The following is a 16,428-nucleotide window of genomic DNA, read 5'->3' as shown; positions in this document are numbered from 1 at the left end:
GTGCCCGGAACCCCTGGTTCAGCTTGTAGGTGAAGCGCCAGCGGCGCGCTCAGCGCGCCGCCCCATCCGCACCTGCGGCGGACAGAGGGGTTCCGGGCACAAGGCCCGGAATGACGATGCTGGTTGGGTGACGCAGAGATCCAAACGTTCGCCAGGATGCCTGGGGAGGGTCGGTTGAATATCGATCCGCACTACGCCTTCGCCGCCTTCAGCACGATCCTCCCGACCTCGGCGATGATCGCGTCGCGGTCGTCGTCCGACGCCGTCGAGCCGGACAGGAACACCGCCACCGCAAATTGCCGGCCGTCTTTCAGCGTGTAGATCCCGATGTCGTTGGTCGCCGGGTTCATGCCCAGGTCGGTGCGCGCCCAGCCGGTCTTGTGGGCCAGGCTGGCGCCGTCGGGCAGGGCGGCCCTCAGGCGCTTGGGGCCCGTCGTGGTGTTGGTCATGATCGCCAGCAACCTCTGGGTCGAGGCCTTCGACAGCAGCTGGCCGCTGCGTAGGGCCTCCAGGAAGGCCAGGGCCGCTACCGGCGTAGCGGTGTCGCGCGGATCGGTCAGATAGGCCGCCGTCGCCGCGCGCCGCTGAGCCGGCGGTATGGATCGCAGGACGGCGCCATAGGCCGCCTCGCCCTTCCAGGCTTCGCGGAACGAGGCCATGCCCGCGATGTCGGGCTGCAGCTGACGCTCGTAGCGGTCGACGTTGAACTCGTGGATGTTCTTCAGCGACAGCCAGGCGGTCACGGCGCCGGGACCGCCGATCTTCTTCATCAGCACGTCGGCGGCGGTGTTGTCGCTAGCCCCGCTGGCGCGCTCCAGCAGCTCGGCGATCGTATAGTCGGTGCGGCCCGGCCAGGCGTCGGCCACCGGACTGAAGGGCGGCGACAGGTCGACGTCGCGGAGGGTGATCGTCTCGTCCAGGCTCAGCCGGCCCGCGTCGACCTCGGCCAGCACGGCCGCGCCCAGCGGAGCCTTGAACACACTCTGCAGGGGGAAGCGGCGGTCGCCGTTGAACACCACGGTCTGGCCGGTCTGCACGTCGCGCAGCCCCACGCCCAGCACGCCGGGCGCGGCCTTGTCGGCCAGGGCCTGGAACTGGACGGTCAGGTCCTTGCCGTCGAACACCGGCTCCAGCTGGCCCAGCATCGGCTTGTCGCGGCAGCCGGCGAGCAGGGCGGCGGCGGAAAGCAGGACGGTGCGACGGAGCATGGAGCGGTCTCGTAAGGGCGAACGTGACCGTAACGCGCGAGGGCCCGAAAAGGCGGACTTGATCCGTCGATGCCGACTCAGACCTTGCGCGAGACCGCCCGGCGGCGGCAAAGGGAGGCATGAACGACGCCGCTCCTTCCGCTTCCGCGCCTCTTCCGCCCTGCGTGATCCTCAACGAGCCGCAGCTGGCCGAGAACATCGGCGCCGTGGCCCGCGTGATGGCCAATTTCGGCCTCGCCGACCTGCGCCTGGTGCGGCCGCGCGACGGCTGGCCGCAGGAGCGCGCCTGGCCCTCGTCCTCGGGCGCGACCTGGCCGCTGGACAACGCCAAGGTGTTCGACACCCTCGAAGAGGCGATCGCCGACCTGAAGCTGGTGTTCGCCACCACCGCTCGCCCGCGCGAGACGCGCCTGCCGGTGCTGACCCCGCGCGAGGCGGCCGGCCAGCTGGCTGACGACGTCGCCCAGGGCCGCAAGGTCGGCCTGCTGTTCGGCGGCGAGCGCGCCGGGCTGGAGACCCACGACATCGCCCTGTGCCAGGCCATCGTCAGCATCCCGATCGACGAGCGCTTCCGGTCGCTGAACCTGGCCCAGGCCGTGTCGATCAACGCCTACGAATGGAAGATGACGGTCGACGACCGGCCGTGGGTCAAGTTCGAGCAGAACGTCGAGGACCCCGCCGACCAGGCGTCCCTGCTGGGCCTCTATGGCCAGCTCGAGGACGAGCTGGAGAAGGCCGGTTTTTATCACCCGCCCGAGAAGAAGCCGTCGATGGTCCGGAACCTGCGCGTGCCGCTGGCCCGGGCCCGCCTGACCGAGCAGGAGGTCCGCACCTTCCGGGGCGTGATCACCGCCCTGTCGCGCGGCCGGGGCCGGGTGCTGGCCAAGCTGGCGGAAAAGGCCAAGACCGAGAAGGGCGAAGGCTAGCCTCGTTACTTCGCCGGCGGGACCTTCATCGCCAGGATCTCCTTGGTCCGGCGGGTGATGCCGTACAACGTGCCCGGCTGACTTTCGTCCCAGTCGATCGCCTGGCCCTCGGCTTCCATGCCGACGGTCTCCAGGTGGTCCAGAACGCCGCCGCCCATCGGCAATTGCATCACATAGAGCTCGGGCAGGTCGTGGCCGCTCAGATAGAGCTTGCCGTCCGGACCCCAGCCGCCGCCCGAAATGCTCATCGGCGCGATGCGGTCCAGCACCGTGGCGGGCAGGGCCCAGGCCTCCAGGCGTCGCCACTGATCGTCGAACTTGACCAGGGTGGTGTGACGATGGTCGCGCGGCGGCTCGCCGCCCTTGCCGTCATAGTTGGCGAACATCGCCCACCAGAAGCCGTCGTGGCGATCGACCCAGGTCACCGACCCCGTGCCCAGGCCCAGCGAGATGCTGCGCCGGTGGGCCAGGGTCATGGGATCGAAGATCTCGACCGTGCTGACCTGCGGCACGCCGGGGAAGTTGGAGCTGGCGCAGACCAGGTCCTTGGCGATCAGCGCGCAGGAGTTGATGTGCGGGAAGCGGGCCTTGTCGCCGACCCACTCCGCGCGCTTCTCGCCGGTCTTCTTGTCGAAGCGGACCAGCTTGAAATTGCTGATCGAATAGACGTTGTTGGGTCCCGCCGTCGCGCCCTGGCTGGCGGCGCCGTCGTAGCGACGGACCGTCTCGGCCCTGCGCGCGAAGACCGGCGTATCGGCCTTGGGCGCTTCGGCCGCCTGCAGCGCCACGGCCGCGAAGAGTTCCAGGATCATCGATGTCTCCGTCTTCCGTCGGCGTGACCGAAACCTCGTCCTTCGACAGGCTCAGGATGGGTTTTCTCGTGAACGGCCGCCAAAATGGTCCTCATCCTGAGCTTGTCGAAGGACGAGGACCACGCACAAGTCCTAGAAGTTCAACGCCGCGCCGACCCAGTAGGTGCGGCCGTAGTTGGCCCATTCCTGCAGGTTATGGCGGCTGGGGCCAGTGACTTCCTGGCGGCCGGTGTTGCTGAGGTTCTGGCCCTCGACGAAGACCGTCAGGTGATCGGCGAAGCGCCAGGACAGGCTGGCGTCGAACACGTGGCGGCCCTTCCAGTACTGGTCGGAGTTGCGGTTGGCGTCGTTGATCGTCTCCAACTGGCCGCCGATATAGTTGTGCGACACCCGGGCCTCGAGCGGACCGCGCTGGTAGTAGAGCGACTCGTTGGTGGTGATGTCGGGCTGCTGGAACAGGCCCGTACGGCGCGGGCCGGTCGAGGTCAGGAATGTGAACTCGGTGTCCAGCACCGTGATGTTGCCGTTGAAGCCGAAGCCGTCGAACGGCGCGGGCAGGAAGGTGAAGGCCTGCTGCACCGCGAACTCCAGGCCGCTGACCTTGGCGGTCTCGGCGTTGCGGGGTGTGGACACCAGCACCGGCTCGACGCCGCGGCCGACGTCGCGGTTCTCGACCGAGCTCAGCGTGAAGATTTCGTTCTTGATGTCCTTGTTGAACACCGCCAGCGAGATCATGCCGTCGGTCGGGTAGAACTCGATCGAAAGGTCGAAGCCCTCGCTCTCGCGGGCCTTCAGGTTGGGATTGCCGCGCGACAGGGTGGGCTGGCTGCCGTCGAAGCTGAGGCCCTCGGTGGCGGCCAGCGAGCCGTAGTCCGGGCGGCCGATGGTGTTGGTCCAGGCGGCGCGGACGATCCAGTTCTCCGCCGGCTTCCACTGGATGTGGGCGCTGGGCATCCAGTTGCCGTACGAGCCGGAATTGCTGACCGGGGTCAGGACGCCGGCGGTGGTGCGGATGGCGTCGGACTCGACCTTGGTCTTCTCGTAGCGGACGCCGCCCAGGACCGTCAGGTCGCCGATCTGGTAGCTGGCCTGGGCGTAGCCGGCATAGACGTCCTCGCTGACCTTGTAGTTGCCGGTCGGCGCGGTGACCGTTTCGGTGAACTTGGCGCGATTGGCGTGGAAGAAGTCCATCGCCGCCTTGGCGTTGATGCGGGGGTTCAAGCTGTAGCGCCCGGCGATCAGCTCGCTGGGGCCGGCGCTGTCGACCTCGTCCAGGGTGTAGGTGAAGCCCGTCCCGGTGCGGTAGTTGACCTGGCTGCTGGTGAACTTGCGCTCGCTGGAGCGCAGCGCGCCGCCGATCTTGGCCTTCAGGTTGCGCTCGCCGCCCTCGTCGTCGAAGGCGAGGTCGAAGCGCGCCTGGCCCGTGCTCTCATTGGTCTTGGTCAGGGCGATGCGGTGCTGCTGCAGCACGTAGTTGGCCGGATTGCGCAGGGCCGCGTCGTTCAGCGGCGTGAAGGTCGGGAACAGCGGATTGGTGGTGTCGTAGTTGAAGGCGTAGTTGGCGCCCTGGGCGTCGACGGTGCGGAACTCGACCGACTCGTTGGGCACTTCCAGGCCGGCCGCCGAATAGATCAGGTCGCCGTCAGCCTTCCATTTGGGCGCGAAATTCCACTGGAAGCCGGTGCGGGCCAGGCCGATCTCGCGCTTGGTGATCGGCTGGTTCAGCTGGATGATGCCGCGACCGCGGGCGAAGCTGCCGCTGGTCGGGGTCTGGTTGGCGACGTTGCCGATCGGCTCGATGCGGTACTCGATCCGCTCCTCGTCGTCCTCCATGCGGGCGAACAGGCCCGAAGCGTCCCAGCGGAAGTCGTCGGTGGGGCGGTACTCGATCTTGCCGTTCACGCCGCTGCGCTGCTTGGTGTTGTTGTACCAGAACAGGCGGACCTGGGTCGGCACCTGCAGGCCGTTGCCATTGGCCGCGCCCGACAGCACCGGCGCGCCGGCGGTGCTGTATTCGCGCACGCTGGGATCGGCGGATTCGACCTGCGGGATGTCGTAGTCCAGCTGCTCGTGCGAGGCCCCGACCACCACGCCCCATTCGTCGTTGGGGCCGAAGGTGGTCCCGGTGGCGAAGGCCAGGCGGTAGGAGGGCTTGTCGTTGCGCACGCCGCCGCTGCGCTCGTAGTCGCCGTACGAGACCATGCCGTTGAAGAACGGCTTGCCGGCGTCGAAGGCGCTGCGGGTGGTGACGTTGATGACGCCGCCGATGGCGTTGCCGTCGTTCTCGGGCGTCACGGTCTTGATGACTTCCAGCCGGCCGGCCATCACCGAGGGCACGATGTCCATGGGCACGGTGCGGCCGCTCTCGTCGACCGAGGCCACCAGGGCGCCGTCGACGGTGGTGCGGTTGTAGGTCGAGCGCAGGCCGCGGATCACCGGGAAGCGCGGCTCGCCCTGGTCCTCCATCACCGAGATGCCGGGAATGCGGCGCAGGGCGGCGGCGGTGTTGTGGTCGGGCAGCTTGCCGATGTCGTCGGCCGAGACCACGTCGGACACCACGAACGTGTCGCGCTTGACGGCGATGGCGGCGCGCTGGGCCTCGCGCTGGCCGGTGACCACCACGGCGTCGACGGCGTTGGGCTCGTCCTGGGCGAAGGCGAGGGCGGGGACCGACAGCGCGGTCGTGGCCAGCAGGCCGGCAATCAGATGATGCGTCTTGGACATGGTTCGCCCCTTCCATGCAATGTGATGGGAGGCGCTTAGGCGGCGTCCGCGACGCGGCCGTTACAGTTGTCCTGAAGTTTTGCGCCACTAAGGCGACAGCTTGGCGACGGTCCATCCGTGGTCGGATCGAGATTCGAAAAGCAAAAGGGCGCGCCAGGACCTGGTCCCGACGCGCCCTCAAGCGGTCCGCTAGGCGGCGACGACTAGTTCAGCTTGGCGCTGATCGAGACGCCGACGATGCGGGGTTCGTTGTAGACGGCCGCCATGTAGTTCTCGATGACGCCCTTGAGGTTCTTCTCGTTGGTGATGTTGCGGCCGAACAGGGCCACTTCGTAACCCTTGTCGCTGGCGTAGCCGAGCTTCAGGCCGCCCTCGAAGTTGCCGTTCGAGGTGAACTCCTTGGTCTTGTAGAGCACGAAGCTGGTGTAGCCCTGCAGGTTCCAGTCGGTGGCGACGAAGAACTTGCCGCTCTCGACCGGCACGTCGTAGCGGCCCGACAGGTTGACGTTGTACTCCGGCGCGTTGGGCAGCGGCTCGCCGTCGATCTGGGCGAAGACGTTCGTGCCGATCTTGATCGTCGGGTCGCCCACCGAGCAGACCACCACGCCATTGAGCGCGCAGACCTGGGCGTAGACGCGCTTGTCCTTGATCTCGCTGTGCAGCAGGCTGACGCCGGCGGTCAGGGTCAGGTTCGAGACCGGGCGCCATTCGGCGTCGGCTTCCATGCCGTAAGCCTTGGCCTTGTCGGCGTTGAACAGCACGCCGTTGCCGTTGCTGTCGTTGCCGTTCAGCTGGATGTCGCTGACCTCGTAGGTGAACGCCGAGGCGTTCAGGCGCAGCGTGTTGTCCAGCAGGGTGCTCTTGAAGCCGGCTTCGTACGACAGGATGGTCTCGCTGTCGGCGGTGGTGAAGTCGGAGTTGAACACCGCCGAGCGGCCCTGGATGGTCGGGCCGCGGAAGCCCTTGGCGACGCGGGCGTAGACGCTGACGTCGTCATTGACCTGGTAGAGACCGCTCAGATCCCAGCTGACCTTGTTGTCCGACATCTTCACATAGCGGCGACCGGTGTAGGTCACGACGCCGGCGGCGGTGTCGGCCGTCTTCAGCAGGCGGGTCTTCTTGGTGTCGTCGGTCTGGCGAACGCCGCCGGTGATGGTCAGCTTGTCGGTGACCTCATAGCTGGCCTGGCCGAACACCGCCCAAGAGGTGTTCTCGTTCTTCAGGGCGACCCAGTTGTTCGGGTTGGTCTTCACGAAGAAGGCGCGCTGATAGAAGTCGGTGTAGTCGCGGGCGTCGAAGTAGAAGCCGCCGACCTGCCACTTCAGCTTGCCTTCGCCGTTGCTAGCCAGGCGGATTTCCTGGGTCAGCTGGTCGAGGTCCTTCAGCACGCCCATCGACTGGCCAAAGCCGTTCGGAACGCCGCCGACCGGGAAATTGGCCGCTGCGCCGCCGTCAGTGTCGCCGCGGCTGTAGCCCTTGGCGCCTTCGAAGGCGCTGATCGAGGTCAGGGTGACCGGGCCGAAGTCGTAGGCGACGTTCAGCGACACGCCCGACATCTTGTAGGCCTGCGGGTTGTTGTCGGCTTCGTCGAAGGCGACCTGATCGCGCGGGACCGAGGTGTTGTTCGAGCCCTTCTTCAGCGCGCCGCGCAGGAACAGGGTCGAGGTGCCTTCGTAGTCACGGGCGTGGGCCGAGGCCAGGACCGTCAGGGCTTCGGTCGGCGTCGCCAGGATCTGGATGCGCGCGTCCTTCTCGGTGAAGCCGCCCATGGCGTTCTTCTTCGGGGTCACGGTGCCGTCGGCGCTCGCGCCCGAGAAGGTGTTGTCCACCCAGTCGTCGCGGTGCTGGTAGAGGGTCGAGACGCGGAAGGCCAGCTTGTCCTCGACGATCGGGCCGCCGATACCGCCGTCGAACGTGGTGGTGCCATAGCTGCCGTACGAGGCGTTGAAGCGGCCTTGCAGGGTCTGGGTCGGCTTGGCCGTGTCGAACTTGATGATGCCGGCGGTGGTGTTGCGGCCGAACAGCGAGCCTTGCGGGCCGCGCAGCACTTCAACCTGCTGGACGTCGAACACGGGGTTGGACTTCAGGACGACGTGCTCCAGCACGACCTCGTCCTGGATGATCGCCACCGGCTGCGAGGCGCCGAGGTAGAAGTCGATGTTGCCCAGGCCGCGGATGTAGAAGCGCGGGAAGATCCGGCCCGTGGTGGTCTCGGCGTAGAGGCTGGGGACGCGGCCCGACAGCGACAGGATGTCGTCGCCGCCCGCCTGAACGGCGCGCAGTTGCTCGCCGGCCACGGCGGCCACCGACAGCGGCACCTTCTGCAGGTTTTCCGAGCGGCGCTCGGCGGTCACCACGACCTCGTCCAGTTGCGTCCCGGCGGCTTCCTGGGCCGAGGCGGCGCAGGCGAAGGACAGGGCCGCGATCGCGGTCCCGAGCAACAGGACATTGCGTTTATCTAGCATGGAGCATCCCCAAATAGGCGGTCTGATCTGATCGAAAGCCGCCTGGGTCATCGTCCCGATCACGATGAGTCTTCCGGCGGTCCGCGCGTCTTTGCACGGCTTTCGCCGCCGATACGCACGTTGGATGACGGTCTCGTGACAATTCAGGGAAAGGTTACTTACCAGCCACACTTGTGGGCATTCGCCGCCGCGACATTAGGCCGTCGTGGACGCCGCGCCGGCCCGTGTTAAAGCGGCCCTGGGGCGTCTAGTAACGGGAGCGCGCACATGCGCAATTCCGGCCGCATGGCCTGTGTCTCGGTTTTCGCCGGACTGCTTTTCTCGATTCTCGCCCCCGCCGCCTTCGCTGCTGACGCTGAAGGTCTGGACGACGCCGTCCTGGCCGAGATCAACTACGCCCGCGCCAACCCGGCCGACTATGCGCGCGAGCTGCGCCGCCAGGCCGTGTCGGTCCAGCGCGGCGACTATTCCGGCGATGATCCCGAGGCGGTGGAGGAGGCGATCGACTTCCTGTCGCGCCAACGCCCTTTGCCGGCCCTGACCTGGGACGACCGCATCGCCGTCGCGGCCCGCGAGCACACGCGGGTCCAGGGATCGCGTGGCGATGTCGGCCATGGCGCGGCCGGCGCGCTCGGGCGCAGGCTGCAAGGGGCGGGCGTCTGGGCCGGCATGTCGGCCGAGAACATCTCGTACGGCTATGACGACGCCCGCGATGTCGTCCGCCAGCTGATCATCGACAGCGGCGTCCCCATGCGCGGCCATCGCCACAACATCTTCGGGACCGGCTATCAGCTGGCCGGCGTCGCCTGCGGCCCGCACCGGGCCTATGGCGCGATGTGCACGATCGACTTCGCCGGAGCCCTGGCGCGGTAGGGCGCGCTTGCTAGAGACAGGATGCGGCAAGTGGCGTTACCCTCGCTTCAAACAAGCGTTGGGGAGAAACGCCATGAACCGTCGGGAACTGCTGGCCCTGGCCGGCGCGCTGGGCCTTGCGCCCGGTCTGGCCAACGCGCAGGACGGCGAGGGCGCGGCCCTGGCCGCGCGCGACGCCTATTTCTTCGCCCTGCCGCTGATCGAGATGGCGACCACGCGGGCGCGGGTGCTGAGCGCGCCCGGCGCGACCACCAACACGCTGCTGCACACCCGGGTTCTGAGCGACCACACCGCCCGCCGGGTGACGACGCCCAACAACGACACCCTCTATTCGATCGCCTTCCTGGACCTGACCCAGGGCCCGGCGACCCTGACCATACCCGCGACCGGCGACCGCTATTTCTCGGTCGCGATCATGGACATGTACACCAACAACAATGTCGTCCTGGGCGCGCGGACCATCGGCGGGCAGGGGGGACCTTCACCCTGGTCGGGCCAGGCCAGCCGGCGGCGGGCCCCAACCCGACCCGCATCGCCACGCCGCATGCCTGGCTGCTGATCCGCGTGCTGGTGCAGGACGACGCCGACCTGCCGGCGGTTCACAAGGTGCAGGACGGCTTCTCTCTCAGGGGTCCGGCGGGCGCCGCCGTGCCGGCTTACGCCGCTCGCGACGCCGCGCCGGAGGCCTATTTCGCCGCCGCCCGCGCGCTGCTGGCGTCCGACCCCGCCCCGCCGACCGACCTGAAGATCCTGCGCCGCACGTCCGCCTTCCTGGGCGCGGGACCCTTCGACGCCCGGGCGGCCGCAGACGGCGTCGACACCGCCCGGATGATCACCGTGATGGCCAAGGGGCGGCAGACCTTCGTGGGCGGCTGGAGTTATCCGCGCGCCAACCTCGGCGACTACGGCCAGGACTATCTCTACCGCGCCATCGTCGCCCTGCAGGGCCTGGGCGCGCTGCCGGCCGCCTTCATGTACATGAAGGCGGCCGGCGACGACGGCGCGGGCCTGTTCACGGGCGACGGCCTCTACCGCCTGACCCTGCCGGCCCAACTGCCGCTGGATGGCTTCTGGTCGCTGTCGATGTACGAGGCCACGGCTGACGGCCAGTTCTTCTTCACCGACAATCCGCTCAAGCGCTACGCCATCGGCGACCGCACGGCCGGTATGAAGCGCAACGCCGACGGGACGCTGGACCTCTGGATCGGCCGCACCGACCCCGGCGGCGAGCGCTCGGCCAACTGGCTGCCCGCGCCGAAGGCGGGGCCGTTCGCGCTGTATCTGCGGACGTACCTGCCGAGGGCGGAGTTGCTGGACGGGCGGTACAGGCTGCCGGCGGTGGTGAAGGTGTGACGGTCCTCGCCGCGAGGTTGCGGACCAACCCTGGCGGCGGCATGCTGCGACGACAGGTGCGGGGCGGCGTGATGGGCGACACTCACTTCGTACGATCGCGGGACGGGACCTCGATCGGCTATCAACGGATCGGCGAAGGCCCCGCCATCGTCCTCGTGCACGGTGGGCTGAACCTGGGCGTCGACTGGCGTCCGGTCGCCAAGCTGCTGGCGTCGCGCTGCACCTGCTTTCTGCCCGACCGTCGAGGGCGGGGCGCGAGCGGCGATCATGCCGACCACGACCTGAACCGCGAATGCGACGACGTGCTGGCGCTGCTGCAGGCCGCTGGCCCGGACGCCACGCTTTTTGGCCACTCGTTCGGCGCGGTGTTGGCGCTGGAGACGGCGTTACGCGCGCCGGTCGCCCGCTTGATCATCTATGAGCCGCCGCTTTATGGCGGCGCCGATCCGGCCAGCCTGGCGATGATGGAACGGTACAAGGCCCTGTTGGCCGAGGGAGACGCCGAGGCGGCCGTCGCCCTGTTCCTGACCGAGGGGACCGGCATGCCCGCCCGAGCACTGCCGTTCCTGAAGGCCACGGCCGCTTGGCCCCGCATGATGGCCACGGCCCCAACCTTGATCCGTGAAGGCATGGTTCTGAGCGAGCTGGGCGATCCCGCCCACTATGGCGCGTTGTCCGTGCCCGTGTTGTTGCTAACCGGAGAATTGACCACGGGCGCTTTGAAGGCCGCCGCCGATCGCCTAGCCTGGGAGGCACCGACGCTGGTCACGCGCATACTGCCGGGCCAGGGGCACGCCGCGCATCGCATGGCGCCCGAACTTGTCGCCGAGGCGATCCTGGGCTTTGTGCCGGACGCCGCGCACGCGGGCTCGACCCAGTGAAGTCGGGAAGGCAAAGTCCGCCCCGACTCACCGACTAGGAGACCTCCCGATGAAGACCCGCGCCGCCGTCGCCTTCGCGCCCAAACAGCCGCTGGAAATCGTCGAGGTCGACCTGGAAGGCCCCAAGGCCGGCGAGGTTCTGGTCGAGATCAAGGCCACGGGCGTCTGCCACACCGACGCCTACACGCTGGACGGCCTGGACAGCGAGGGCCTGTTCCCCTCGATCCTGGGCCACGAAGGCGCGGGCGTGGTCGTCGAGGTCGGGGCGGGCGTCACCTCGGTGGCGGTCGGCGATCACGTGATCCCGCTCTACACGCCCGAATGTCGCCAGTGCAAAAGCTGCCTTTCCGGCAAGACCAACCTCTGCACGGCCATCCGCGCCACCCAGGGCAAGGGCCTGATGCCCGACGGCACCAGCCGCTTTTCCTACAAGGGCCAGACCATCCATCACTACATGGGCTGTTCGACCTTCTCGAACTACACGGTCCTGCCCGAGATCGCGGTCGCCAAGATCCGCCGCGACGCGCCGTTCAAGACCGCCTGCTACTGCGGCTGCGGCGTGACCACCGGCGTGGGCGCGGTGACCAACACCGCCAAGGTCGAGCCGGGCGCCAACGCCGTGGTGTTCGGCCTGGGCGGCATCGGCCTGAACGTCATCCAGGGCCTGAAGCTGGTCGGCGCCAACATGATCATCGGCGTCGACATCAATCCCGACCGCGAGGCCTGGGGCCGCCAGTTCGGCATGACCCACTTCGTGAACCCGAAGACCATCGACGGCGACGTGGTGGCCCATCTGGTGGCCCTGACCGATGGCGGCGCGGACTACACCTTCGACGCCACCGGCAACACCACGGTCATGCGCCAGGCTCTTGAAGCCTGCCATCGCGGCTGGGGCGAAAGCATCATCATCGGCGTGGCCGAGGCCGGCAAGGAGATCGCCACCCGCCCGTTCCAGCTGGTCACCGGCCGGGTCTGGAAGGGCACGGCCTTTGGCGGCGCGCGCGGCCGCACCGACACCCCCAAGATCGTCGACTGGTACATGGACGGCAAGATCCAGATCGACCCGATGATCACCCACGTCCTGCCGCTGGAAGACATCAACAAGGCCTTCGACCTGATGCACGCGGGCGAGAGCATCCGGACCGTGGTGACGTTCTAGGACTTCATCCTTCTCCCCTTGCGGGAGAAGGTGTCGCCGCAGGCGACGGATGAGGGGTTGCACGGAGGCGCCGGTAGACCCCTCATCCGACCTGCTTCGCAGGCCACCTTCTCCCGCAAGGGGAGAAGGATCGTTCGAGTAAGCCATGACCGTCGAAACCACCGCTACCCACCGCGTTCACGGCGGAACCCTGCGATACTGCAGGCACGACAGCGCCAGCACCGGCACGCCGATGAAGTTCACGGTGTGGACGCCCGACGGGACGGGGCCTTTCCCCTATCTCATCTGGCTGTCGGGCCTGACCTGCACGGAAGACAATTTCACGGTGAAATCGGGTGTCTACGAACACGCCGCCCGACATGGGATCGCCATCGTCGCGCCCGACACCTCGCCGCGTGGGGAGGGTGTGGCCGACGATCCGGCCTATGACCTGGGGCAGGGCGCAGGCTTCTATGTCGACGCCACGCAGCAGCCCTGGGCTTCGCACTTCAAGATGTACTCCTACGTCACAAAGGACCTGCTGGAGGCCGTCGACGGCGCCTTCCCGCTGGACGCGTCGCGACGCGGGATTTTCGGTCACTCGATGGGCGGCCACGGCGCCCTGACGATCGCCCTGCGCAATCCCGAGCGCTTCAAGTCGGTCAGCGCCTTCTCGCCGATCGTCTCGCCGCTGAACTGCCCGTGGGGCGACAAGGCGATGACGGCGTATCTGGGTGAAGACCGCGCCGCCTGGCGGGCCCACGACGCCACCGCCTTGATCGAGGATGGGGCAGGGGAGAGCTTCGACGAGATCCTGATCGAGCAAGGCCTGGCCGACAGCTTTCTGGACAACCAGCTGAAGCCGCAGCTGATCGAGGCCGCCGCCGCCAAGGCCGGCCGCAAGGTCGTGGTCAACCGCCGCGAGGGCTACGACCACAGCTACTTCTTCATCACCACCTTCATCGGCGAGCACGTGGCGTGGCACGCGCAAAGATTGTAATTCAGTTCGCTGGACCGGTGTGATAGGCTGACGCCATGGTTCCTGAGCCCTCCATCTTCGATGAGATCGACGCCGACGCCGAACAGGCCGCCGACGCCGAAGGCATGGCCGACATCGCCGCTGGCCGGATCGTGCCGCACGCCGAGGTCTCGGCTTGGCTGGACACCTGGGGAACGCCTGACGAGAAGCCCGCGCCCAAGTCGTGGCTGAAGTAGTCTGGTCGCGGCGGGCGCTGGCCGATCTGATCGCCATCCGCGCCTATATCGGCCAATTCAGTCCTCTGGCCGCTCAGCGCATGGCGCAAAGGTTGAAAAGCGCGGCCGAAAGCCTGTCGGACCACCCCGAGGGTGGTCGCCCGGCGACGGCGACGCTCCGCGAGTTGGTGGCCCTTCCGCCCTATATCATCCGCTACCACGTCGGTGATGACGTCGTGACGATCGTTCGAATACGGCACGCCGCGCGGCTCTAGGCGTTTAGGGCGGGTCTCGCCACAGGAGCCCGCCCATGTCGCTCACCGGAAGCTGCCATTGCGGCAAGGTCGCGTTCTCGATCATCGGCCAGATCCCCGAGGCCCTGACCCGCTGCACCTGCTCGTTCTGCTCCAAGCGCGGACAGCTTTACGCCTATTACAGGCCCGACCAGTTCACCCTGACTACGCCGTTCGGGGAGGAGGCAGTCTATCGCTGGAACAGCAAGATGGTGGCCCACCACTTCTGCCCCGACTGCGGCTGCGGCACGTTCAGCGACAGCCCGGACTTCCAGCCCGACGGCTCCTGGGACGGCAAGACCCGCCGCATCGGCGTCAACGCCCGGCTGCTGGACGACTTCGAGGCCGCCGACCATCCGGTCACGGTCATCGACGGCAAGACCCTGTGGTGACGTGAACTTTCCGTAATTCATCCTGGGTTCAGGCGGCGGACGCTGATCTGGCTCCACGGTCAAGTTTCGACCGGTGGGGACTTCACATGAAATTTGCTTCGCTCGCCGCCGTCATCGGCCTGGCGCTCACGACCTCGGCCTGCGTGATCATCGACGCCGACGACCACAAGGACGTCTCGGTCAGCGTGATCAAGTCCGACTTGGAGCCGATCCGGGCCGCGACCGTCGACAAGAACGACCTGATCATCCAGGTCTCGTCCAACGGCTGCACCGCCGTCGGCGACTTCGCCGTCGAGAGCCAGCGCCGCGACGGCGTGGTCACCTTCACCTTCACGCGCAAGCGCCCGGACCTGTGCCGCGCCTTCGTGGCCGAGGGCGTCTCCCTGCGCTTCCCGCTGGACGCGTACGACGTCGAGCACGGCGCCAAGGTGCACGTGCGCAATCCGCTGCTGCGGCCCTAGGCGGGATCGTCGAACGCGACGACTCGCAGCAACATCATGAAAGCCATTCGCGTTGATCTCGCGCGGCCTTTCTGTGTTTCATGGCCAAGAGGCAAGGCAGGTCATGTCCGTGTTGCAAGCCGATATCGTCGCGTTCGACGCCATGAAGGCCGATCTGGAAGCCGAGCATTTCGGCGAATGGGTCGTCTTCCATTCGGGCGTCCTTGCCGCCGTATGTGGGACTTTCGAGGACGCCGCAACCGAGGCCGTGGAACGCTTCGAACGCGGCCCTTATCTGATCCGCCAAGTCGGCGCGTCCATGGTCAATCTGCCGGCTTCGGTGATGTATCGTCCAGCCCATGGCTGAGACGCAGGCGGGCTTCAAGGACGGGAAGAGCGAACGCGCCCCCGATCTCCTCGTCCGCTTTGGCCCCACCTTGCTGGTCGATATCGGCTTCAAGCCCATCGCGATCACGGATGATGGTCCGGAACTCGAATTCAAGGGGCTCAGGGCGCTGGTGGACGCTGGTGCGGGCGACAGCTGCATCGACAGCGGCATCGCCGGACGCGCCCGATTGCCCGTCATCGACCAGAGAATCGCCAGCGGCATCGGCGGCGCGACCCGCGTGAACATCCATATGGCGCGGCTCTACATTCCATCCTTGAAGCAGATGCTGTTCCAGCCTTTCGCCGGAGTCGAACTCGAGACGGGCGGCCAGTGGCATCAGGCTTTGCTGGGGCGAACCTTCCTGCGACCCTACACCCTGCGCTATGTCGGCCCGGCCGGTGAGGTCGTGATCTCTCACGCCGATTGACTCCCAGTCGCCCCTCCGCCATAAACCGCGCCTTCCCGCCGCCGGCTCGCCGTGCGGTGCGGAACCATATGACGGAATGACCCGAAGCCGCCGTTGCGATCGCACCCTCTCGAGGGCGCCGGCCCGGATCGAACTAAAAGAGTGACTTATGTCCAAGCGCCATAGCGCCAAGTACAAGATCGATCGCCGCATGGGCGAAAACCTCTGGGGCCGGCCGAAGTCGCCGGTGAACCAGCGGTCCTACGGCCCCGGCCAGCACGGCCAGCGCCGCAAGCAAAAGGTTTCCGACTTCGGTCTGCAGCTGCGCGCCAAGCAAAAGCTGAAGGGCTACTACGGCAACCTGACCGAGAAGCAATTCTCGCGCACCTACGAGGAAGCCGCCCGCCGCAAGGGCAACACCTCGGAAAACCTGATCGCGCTGCTCGAGTCGCGCCTGGACGCCGTCGTCTATCGCGCCAAGTTCGTGCCGACCGTGTTCGCCGCCCGCCAGTTCGTGAACCACGGCCACGTGACCGTGAACGGCAAGCGCGTCAACATCGCCTCGTACCGCTGCAAGGCCGGCGACGTCATCGCCGTCCGTGAGCGTTCGCGCAACATGGCCCTGGTGCTGGAAGCCGTCGCCTCGGCCGAACGCGACTTCGCCGAGTACGTCTCGGTCGACGTGAAGGGCCTGTCGGCCACCTTCGTGCGCGCCCCGGAACTGTCGGAAGTGCCGTACCCGGTGAAGATGGAACCGAACCTCGTCGTCGAATTCTACGCTTCGTAAGAAGCCCTTCGACCTCGAAGAGATACGGAAAGGCCCCGGAGAAATCCGGGGCCTTTTTCTTGGTCTGTGCAAGTCAGATCCTCCCCCTCTGGGGGAGGTGGCCCGGAGGGCCGGAGGGGGTCCTCTCCGGCCTGCACCGTTGAGGTGG

15 protein-coding genes and 3 pseudogenes are annotated in these 16,428 nt (G+C 67.3%); 14 read left to right on the top strand and 4 right to left on the bottom strand.

Going from position 1 to position 16,428, the window contains the following annotated elements; all coding sequences use genetic code 11:
* Nucleotides 1–191 precede the first annotated feature (191 nt).
* Nucleotides 192–1,208 (bottom strand): class A beta-lactamase, encoded by a 1,017-nt coding sequence (gene bla / locus AC1RUS_RS16100; protein ID WP_492917598.1) that lies wholly within the window; start codon nucleotides 1,206–1,208, stop codon nucleotides 192–194.
* A 119-nt stretch (nucleotides 1,209–1,327) separates the two neighbouring features.
* Here bla and AC1RUS_RS16095 point away from each other — a divergent pair, with 119 nt between their 5' ends.
* A complete protein-coding gene (locus AC1RUS_RS16095) occupies nucleotides 1,328–2,134 on the top strand; it encodes an RNA methyltransferase (protein ID WP_492917597.1) in 807 nt (268 codons plus the stop codon).
* A 5-nt stretch (nucleotides 2,135–2,139) separates the two neighbouring features.
* Here AC1RUS_RS16095 and AC1RUS_RS16090 read toward each other — a convergent pair whose 3' ends face one another.
* The 3 genes and pseudogenes from AC1RUS_RS16090 to AC1RUS_RS16080 all read right to left on the bottom strand — a co-directional run bounded on the left by AC1RUS_RS16090 (nucleotide 2,140) and on the right by AC1RUS_RS16080 (nucleotide 8,135).
* A complete protein-coding gene (locus AC1RUS_RS16090) occupies nucleotides 2,140–2,946 on the bottom strand; it encodes a hypothetical protein (protein WP_492917596.1) in 807 nt (268 codons plus the stop codon).
* Nucleotides 2,947–3,078: 132 nt separating this feature from the next.
* A pseudogene (locus AC1RUS_RS16085) lies at nucleotides 3,079–5,670 on the bottom strand (TonB-dependent receptor); the annotation flags it as partial.
* A 203-nt stretch (nucleotides 5,671–5,873) separates the two neighbouring features.
* On the bottom strand, nucleotides 5,874–8,135 hold the full coding sequence (locus AC1RUS_RS16080; RefSeq protein ID WP_492917595.1) for a TonB-dependent receptor: 2,262 nt from the start codon (nucleotides 8,133–8,135) through the stop codon (nucleotides 5,874–5,876).
* A 267-nt stretch (nucleotides 8,136–8,402) separates the two neighbouring features.
* Between AC1RUS_RS16080 and AC1RUS_RS16075 the strand changes: the two genes are divergently transcribed.
* The 13 genes and pseudogenes from AC1RUS_RS16075 to rpsD all read left to right on the top strand — a co-directional run bounded on the left by AC1RUS_RS16075 (nucleotide 8,403) and on the right by rpsD (nucleotide 16,280).
* The gene (locus AC1RUS_RS16075) at nucleotides 8,403–9,008 is read left to right on the top strand and encodes a CAP domain-containing protein (protein WP_492917594.1); all 606 of its coding nucleotides are present in this window, start codon (nucleotides 8,403–8,405) and stop codon (nucleotides 9,006–9,008) included.
* Between the two features lie 73 nt (nucleotides 9,009–9,081).
* A pseudogene (locus AC1RUS_RS16070) lies at nucleotides 9,082–10,361 on the top strand (DUF1254 domain-containing protein).
* A 41-nt stretch (nucleotides 10,362–10,402) separates the two neighbouring features.
* Entirely contained in the window at nucleotides 10,403–11,242 is an 840-nt protein-coding gene (locus AC1RUS_RS16065) for an alpha/beta fold hydrolase (protein WP_492917593.1), read from the top strand.
* A gap of 49 nt (nucleotides 11,243–11,291) precedes the next feature.
* Entirely contained in the window at nucleotides 11,292–12,401 is a 1,110-nt protein-coding gene (locus tag AC1RUS_RS16060) for an S-(hydroxymethyl)glutathione dehydrogenase/class III alcohol dehydrogenase (protein ID WP_492917592.1), read from the top strand.
* Nucleotides 12,402–12,407: 6 nt separating this feature from the next.
* Nucleotides 12,408–12,543 (top strand): annotated as a pseudogene (locus tag AC1RUS_RS16055) (hypothetical protein).
* 3 nt (nucleotides 12,544–12,546) lie between these two features.
* Nucleotides 12,547–13,380: an S-formylglutathione hydrolase gene (gene fghA / locus AC1RUS_RS16050; protein WP_492917591.1), complete on the top strand. Its 834-nt coding sequence runs from the start codon at nucleotides 12,547–12,549 to the stop codon at nucleotides 13,378–13,380.
* A gap of 35 nt (nucleotides 13,381–13,415) precedes the next feature.
* Complete coding sequence (locus tag AC1RUS_RS16045) at nucleotides 13,416–13,595, top strand: antitoxin (protein WP_492917590.1); 180 nt, start codon at nucleotides 13,416–13,418, stop codon at nucleotides 13,593–13,595.
* Nucleotides 13,583–13,849, top strand: coding sequence for a type II toxin-antitoxin system RelE/ParE family toxin (locus AC1RUS_RS16040; protein WP_492917589.1), 267 nt, complete (start codon nucleotides 13,583–13,585; stop codon nucleotides 13,847–13,849). The genes AC1RUS_RS16045 and AC1RUS_RS16040 overlap by 13 nt, the downstream gene beginning before the upstream one ends.
* Nucleotides 13,850–13,884: 35 nt before the next feature.
* Nucleotides 13,885–14,259, top strand: coding sequence for a GFA family protein (locus AC1RUS_RS16035; RefSeq protein WP_492917588.1), 375 nt, complete (start codon nucleotides 13,885–13,887; stop codon nucleotides 14,257–14,259).
* 86 nt (nucleotides 14,260–14,345) lie between these two features.
* Entirely contained in the window at nucleotides 14,346–14,720 is a 375-nt protein-coding gene (locus tag AC1RUS_RS16030) for a hypothetical protein (RefSeq protein WP_492917587.1), read from the top strand.
* Nucleotides 14,721–14,823: 103 nt separating this feature from the next.
* Nucleotides 14,824–15,066 (top strand): hypothetical protein, encoded by a 243-nt coding sequence (locus AC1RUS_RS16025; RefSeq protein ID WP_492917586.1) that lies wholly within the window; start codon nucleotides 14,824–14,826, stop codon nucleotides 15,064–15,066.
* Nucleotides 15,059–15,514, top strand: a complete 456-nt coding sequence (locus AC1RUS_RS16020; protein ID WP_492917585.1) for a hypothetical protein — start codon at nucleotides 15,059–15,061, stop codon at nucleotides 15,512–15,514. The genes AC1RUS_RS16025 and AC1RUS_RS16020 overlap by 8 nt, the downstream gene beginning before the upstream one ends.
* Nucleotides 15,515–15,662: 148 nt before the next feature.
* Nucleotides 15,663–16,280 (top strand): 30S ribosomal protein S4, encoded by a 618-nt coding sequence (gene rpsD / locus AC1RUS_RS16015; protein WP_492917584.1) that lies wholly within the window; start codon nucleotides 15,663–15,665, stop codon nucleotides 16,278–16,280.
* Nucleotides 16,281–16,428 lie beyond the last annotated feature (148 nt).

Source organism: Caulobacter sp. GW821-FHT10F06, assembly GCF_058809215.1.
This window is presented reverse-complemented; position numbering and strand designations above follow the sequence as displayed.

What these genes read in the sequence shown, in the direction of transcription:
- bla (WP_492917598.1), bottom strand. Translation starts at nt 1,208, where the DNA reads ATGCTCCGTCGCACCGTCCTGCTTTCCGCCGCCGCCCTGCTCGCCGGC.
- fghA (WP_492917591.1), top strand. Translation starts at nt 12,547, where the DNA reads ATGACCGTCGAAACCACCGCTACCCACCGCGTTCACGGCGGAACCCTG.
- AC1RUS_RS16080 (WP_492917595.1), bottom strand. Translation starts at nt 8,135, where the DNA reads ATGCTAGATAAACGCAATGTCCTGTTGCTCGGGACCGCGATCGCGGCC.
- AC1RUS_RS16060 (WP_492917592.1), top strand. Translation starts at nt 11,292, where the DNA reads ATGAAGACCCGCGCCGCCGTCGCCTTCGCGCCCAAACAGCCGCTGGAA.
- AC1RUS_RS16045 (WP_492917590.1), top strand. Translation starts at nt 13,416, where the DNA reads ATGGTTCCTGAGCCCTCCATCTTCGATGAGATCGACGCCGACGCCGAA.
- AC1RUS_RS16095 (WP_492917597.1), top strand. Translation starts at nt 1,328, where the DNA reads ATGAACGACGCCGCTCCTTCCGCTTCCGCGCCTCTTCCGCCCTGCGTG.
- AC1RUS_RS16030 (WP_492917587.1), top strand. Translation starts at nt 14,346, where the DNA reads ATGAAATTTGCTTCGCTCGCCGCCGTCATCGGCCTGGCGCTCACGACC.
- AC1RUS_RS16025 (WP_492917586.1), top strand. Translation starts at nt 14,824, where the DNA reads ATGTCCGTGTTGCAAGCCGATATCGTCGCGTTCGACGCCATGAAGGCC.
- AC1RUS_RS16090 (WP_492917596.1), bottom strand. Translation starts at nt 2,946, where the DNA reads ATGATCCTGGAACTCTTCGCGGCCGTGGCGCTGCAGGCGGCCGAAGCG.
- AC1RUS_RS16065 (WP_492917593.1), top strand. Translation starts at nt 10,403, where the DNA reads ATGCTGCGACGACAGGTGCGGGGCGGCGTGATGGGCGACACTCACTTC.
- AC1RUS_RS16020 (WP_492917585.1), top strand. Translation starts at nt 15,059, where the DNA reads ATGGCTGAGACGCAGGCGGGCTTCAAGGACGGGAAGAGCGAACGCGCC.
- rpsD (WP_492917584.1), top strand. Translation starts at nt 15,663, where the DNA reads ATGTCCAAGCGCCATAGCGCCAAGTACAAGATCGATCGCCGCATGGGC.
- AC1RUS_RS16075 (WP_492917594.1), top strand. Translation starts at nt 8,403, where the DNA reads ATGCGCAATTCCGGCCGCATGGCCTGTGTCTCGGTTTTCGCCGGACTG.
- AC1RUS_RS16035 (WP_492917588.1), top strand. Translation starts at nt 13,885, where the DNA reads ATGTCGCTCACCGGAAGCTGCCATTGCGGCAAGGTCGCGTTCTCGATC.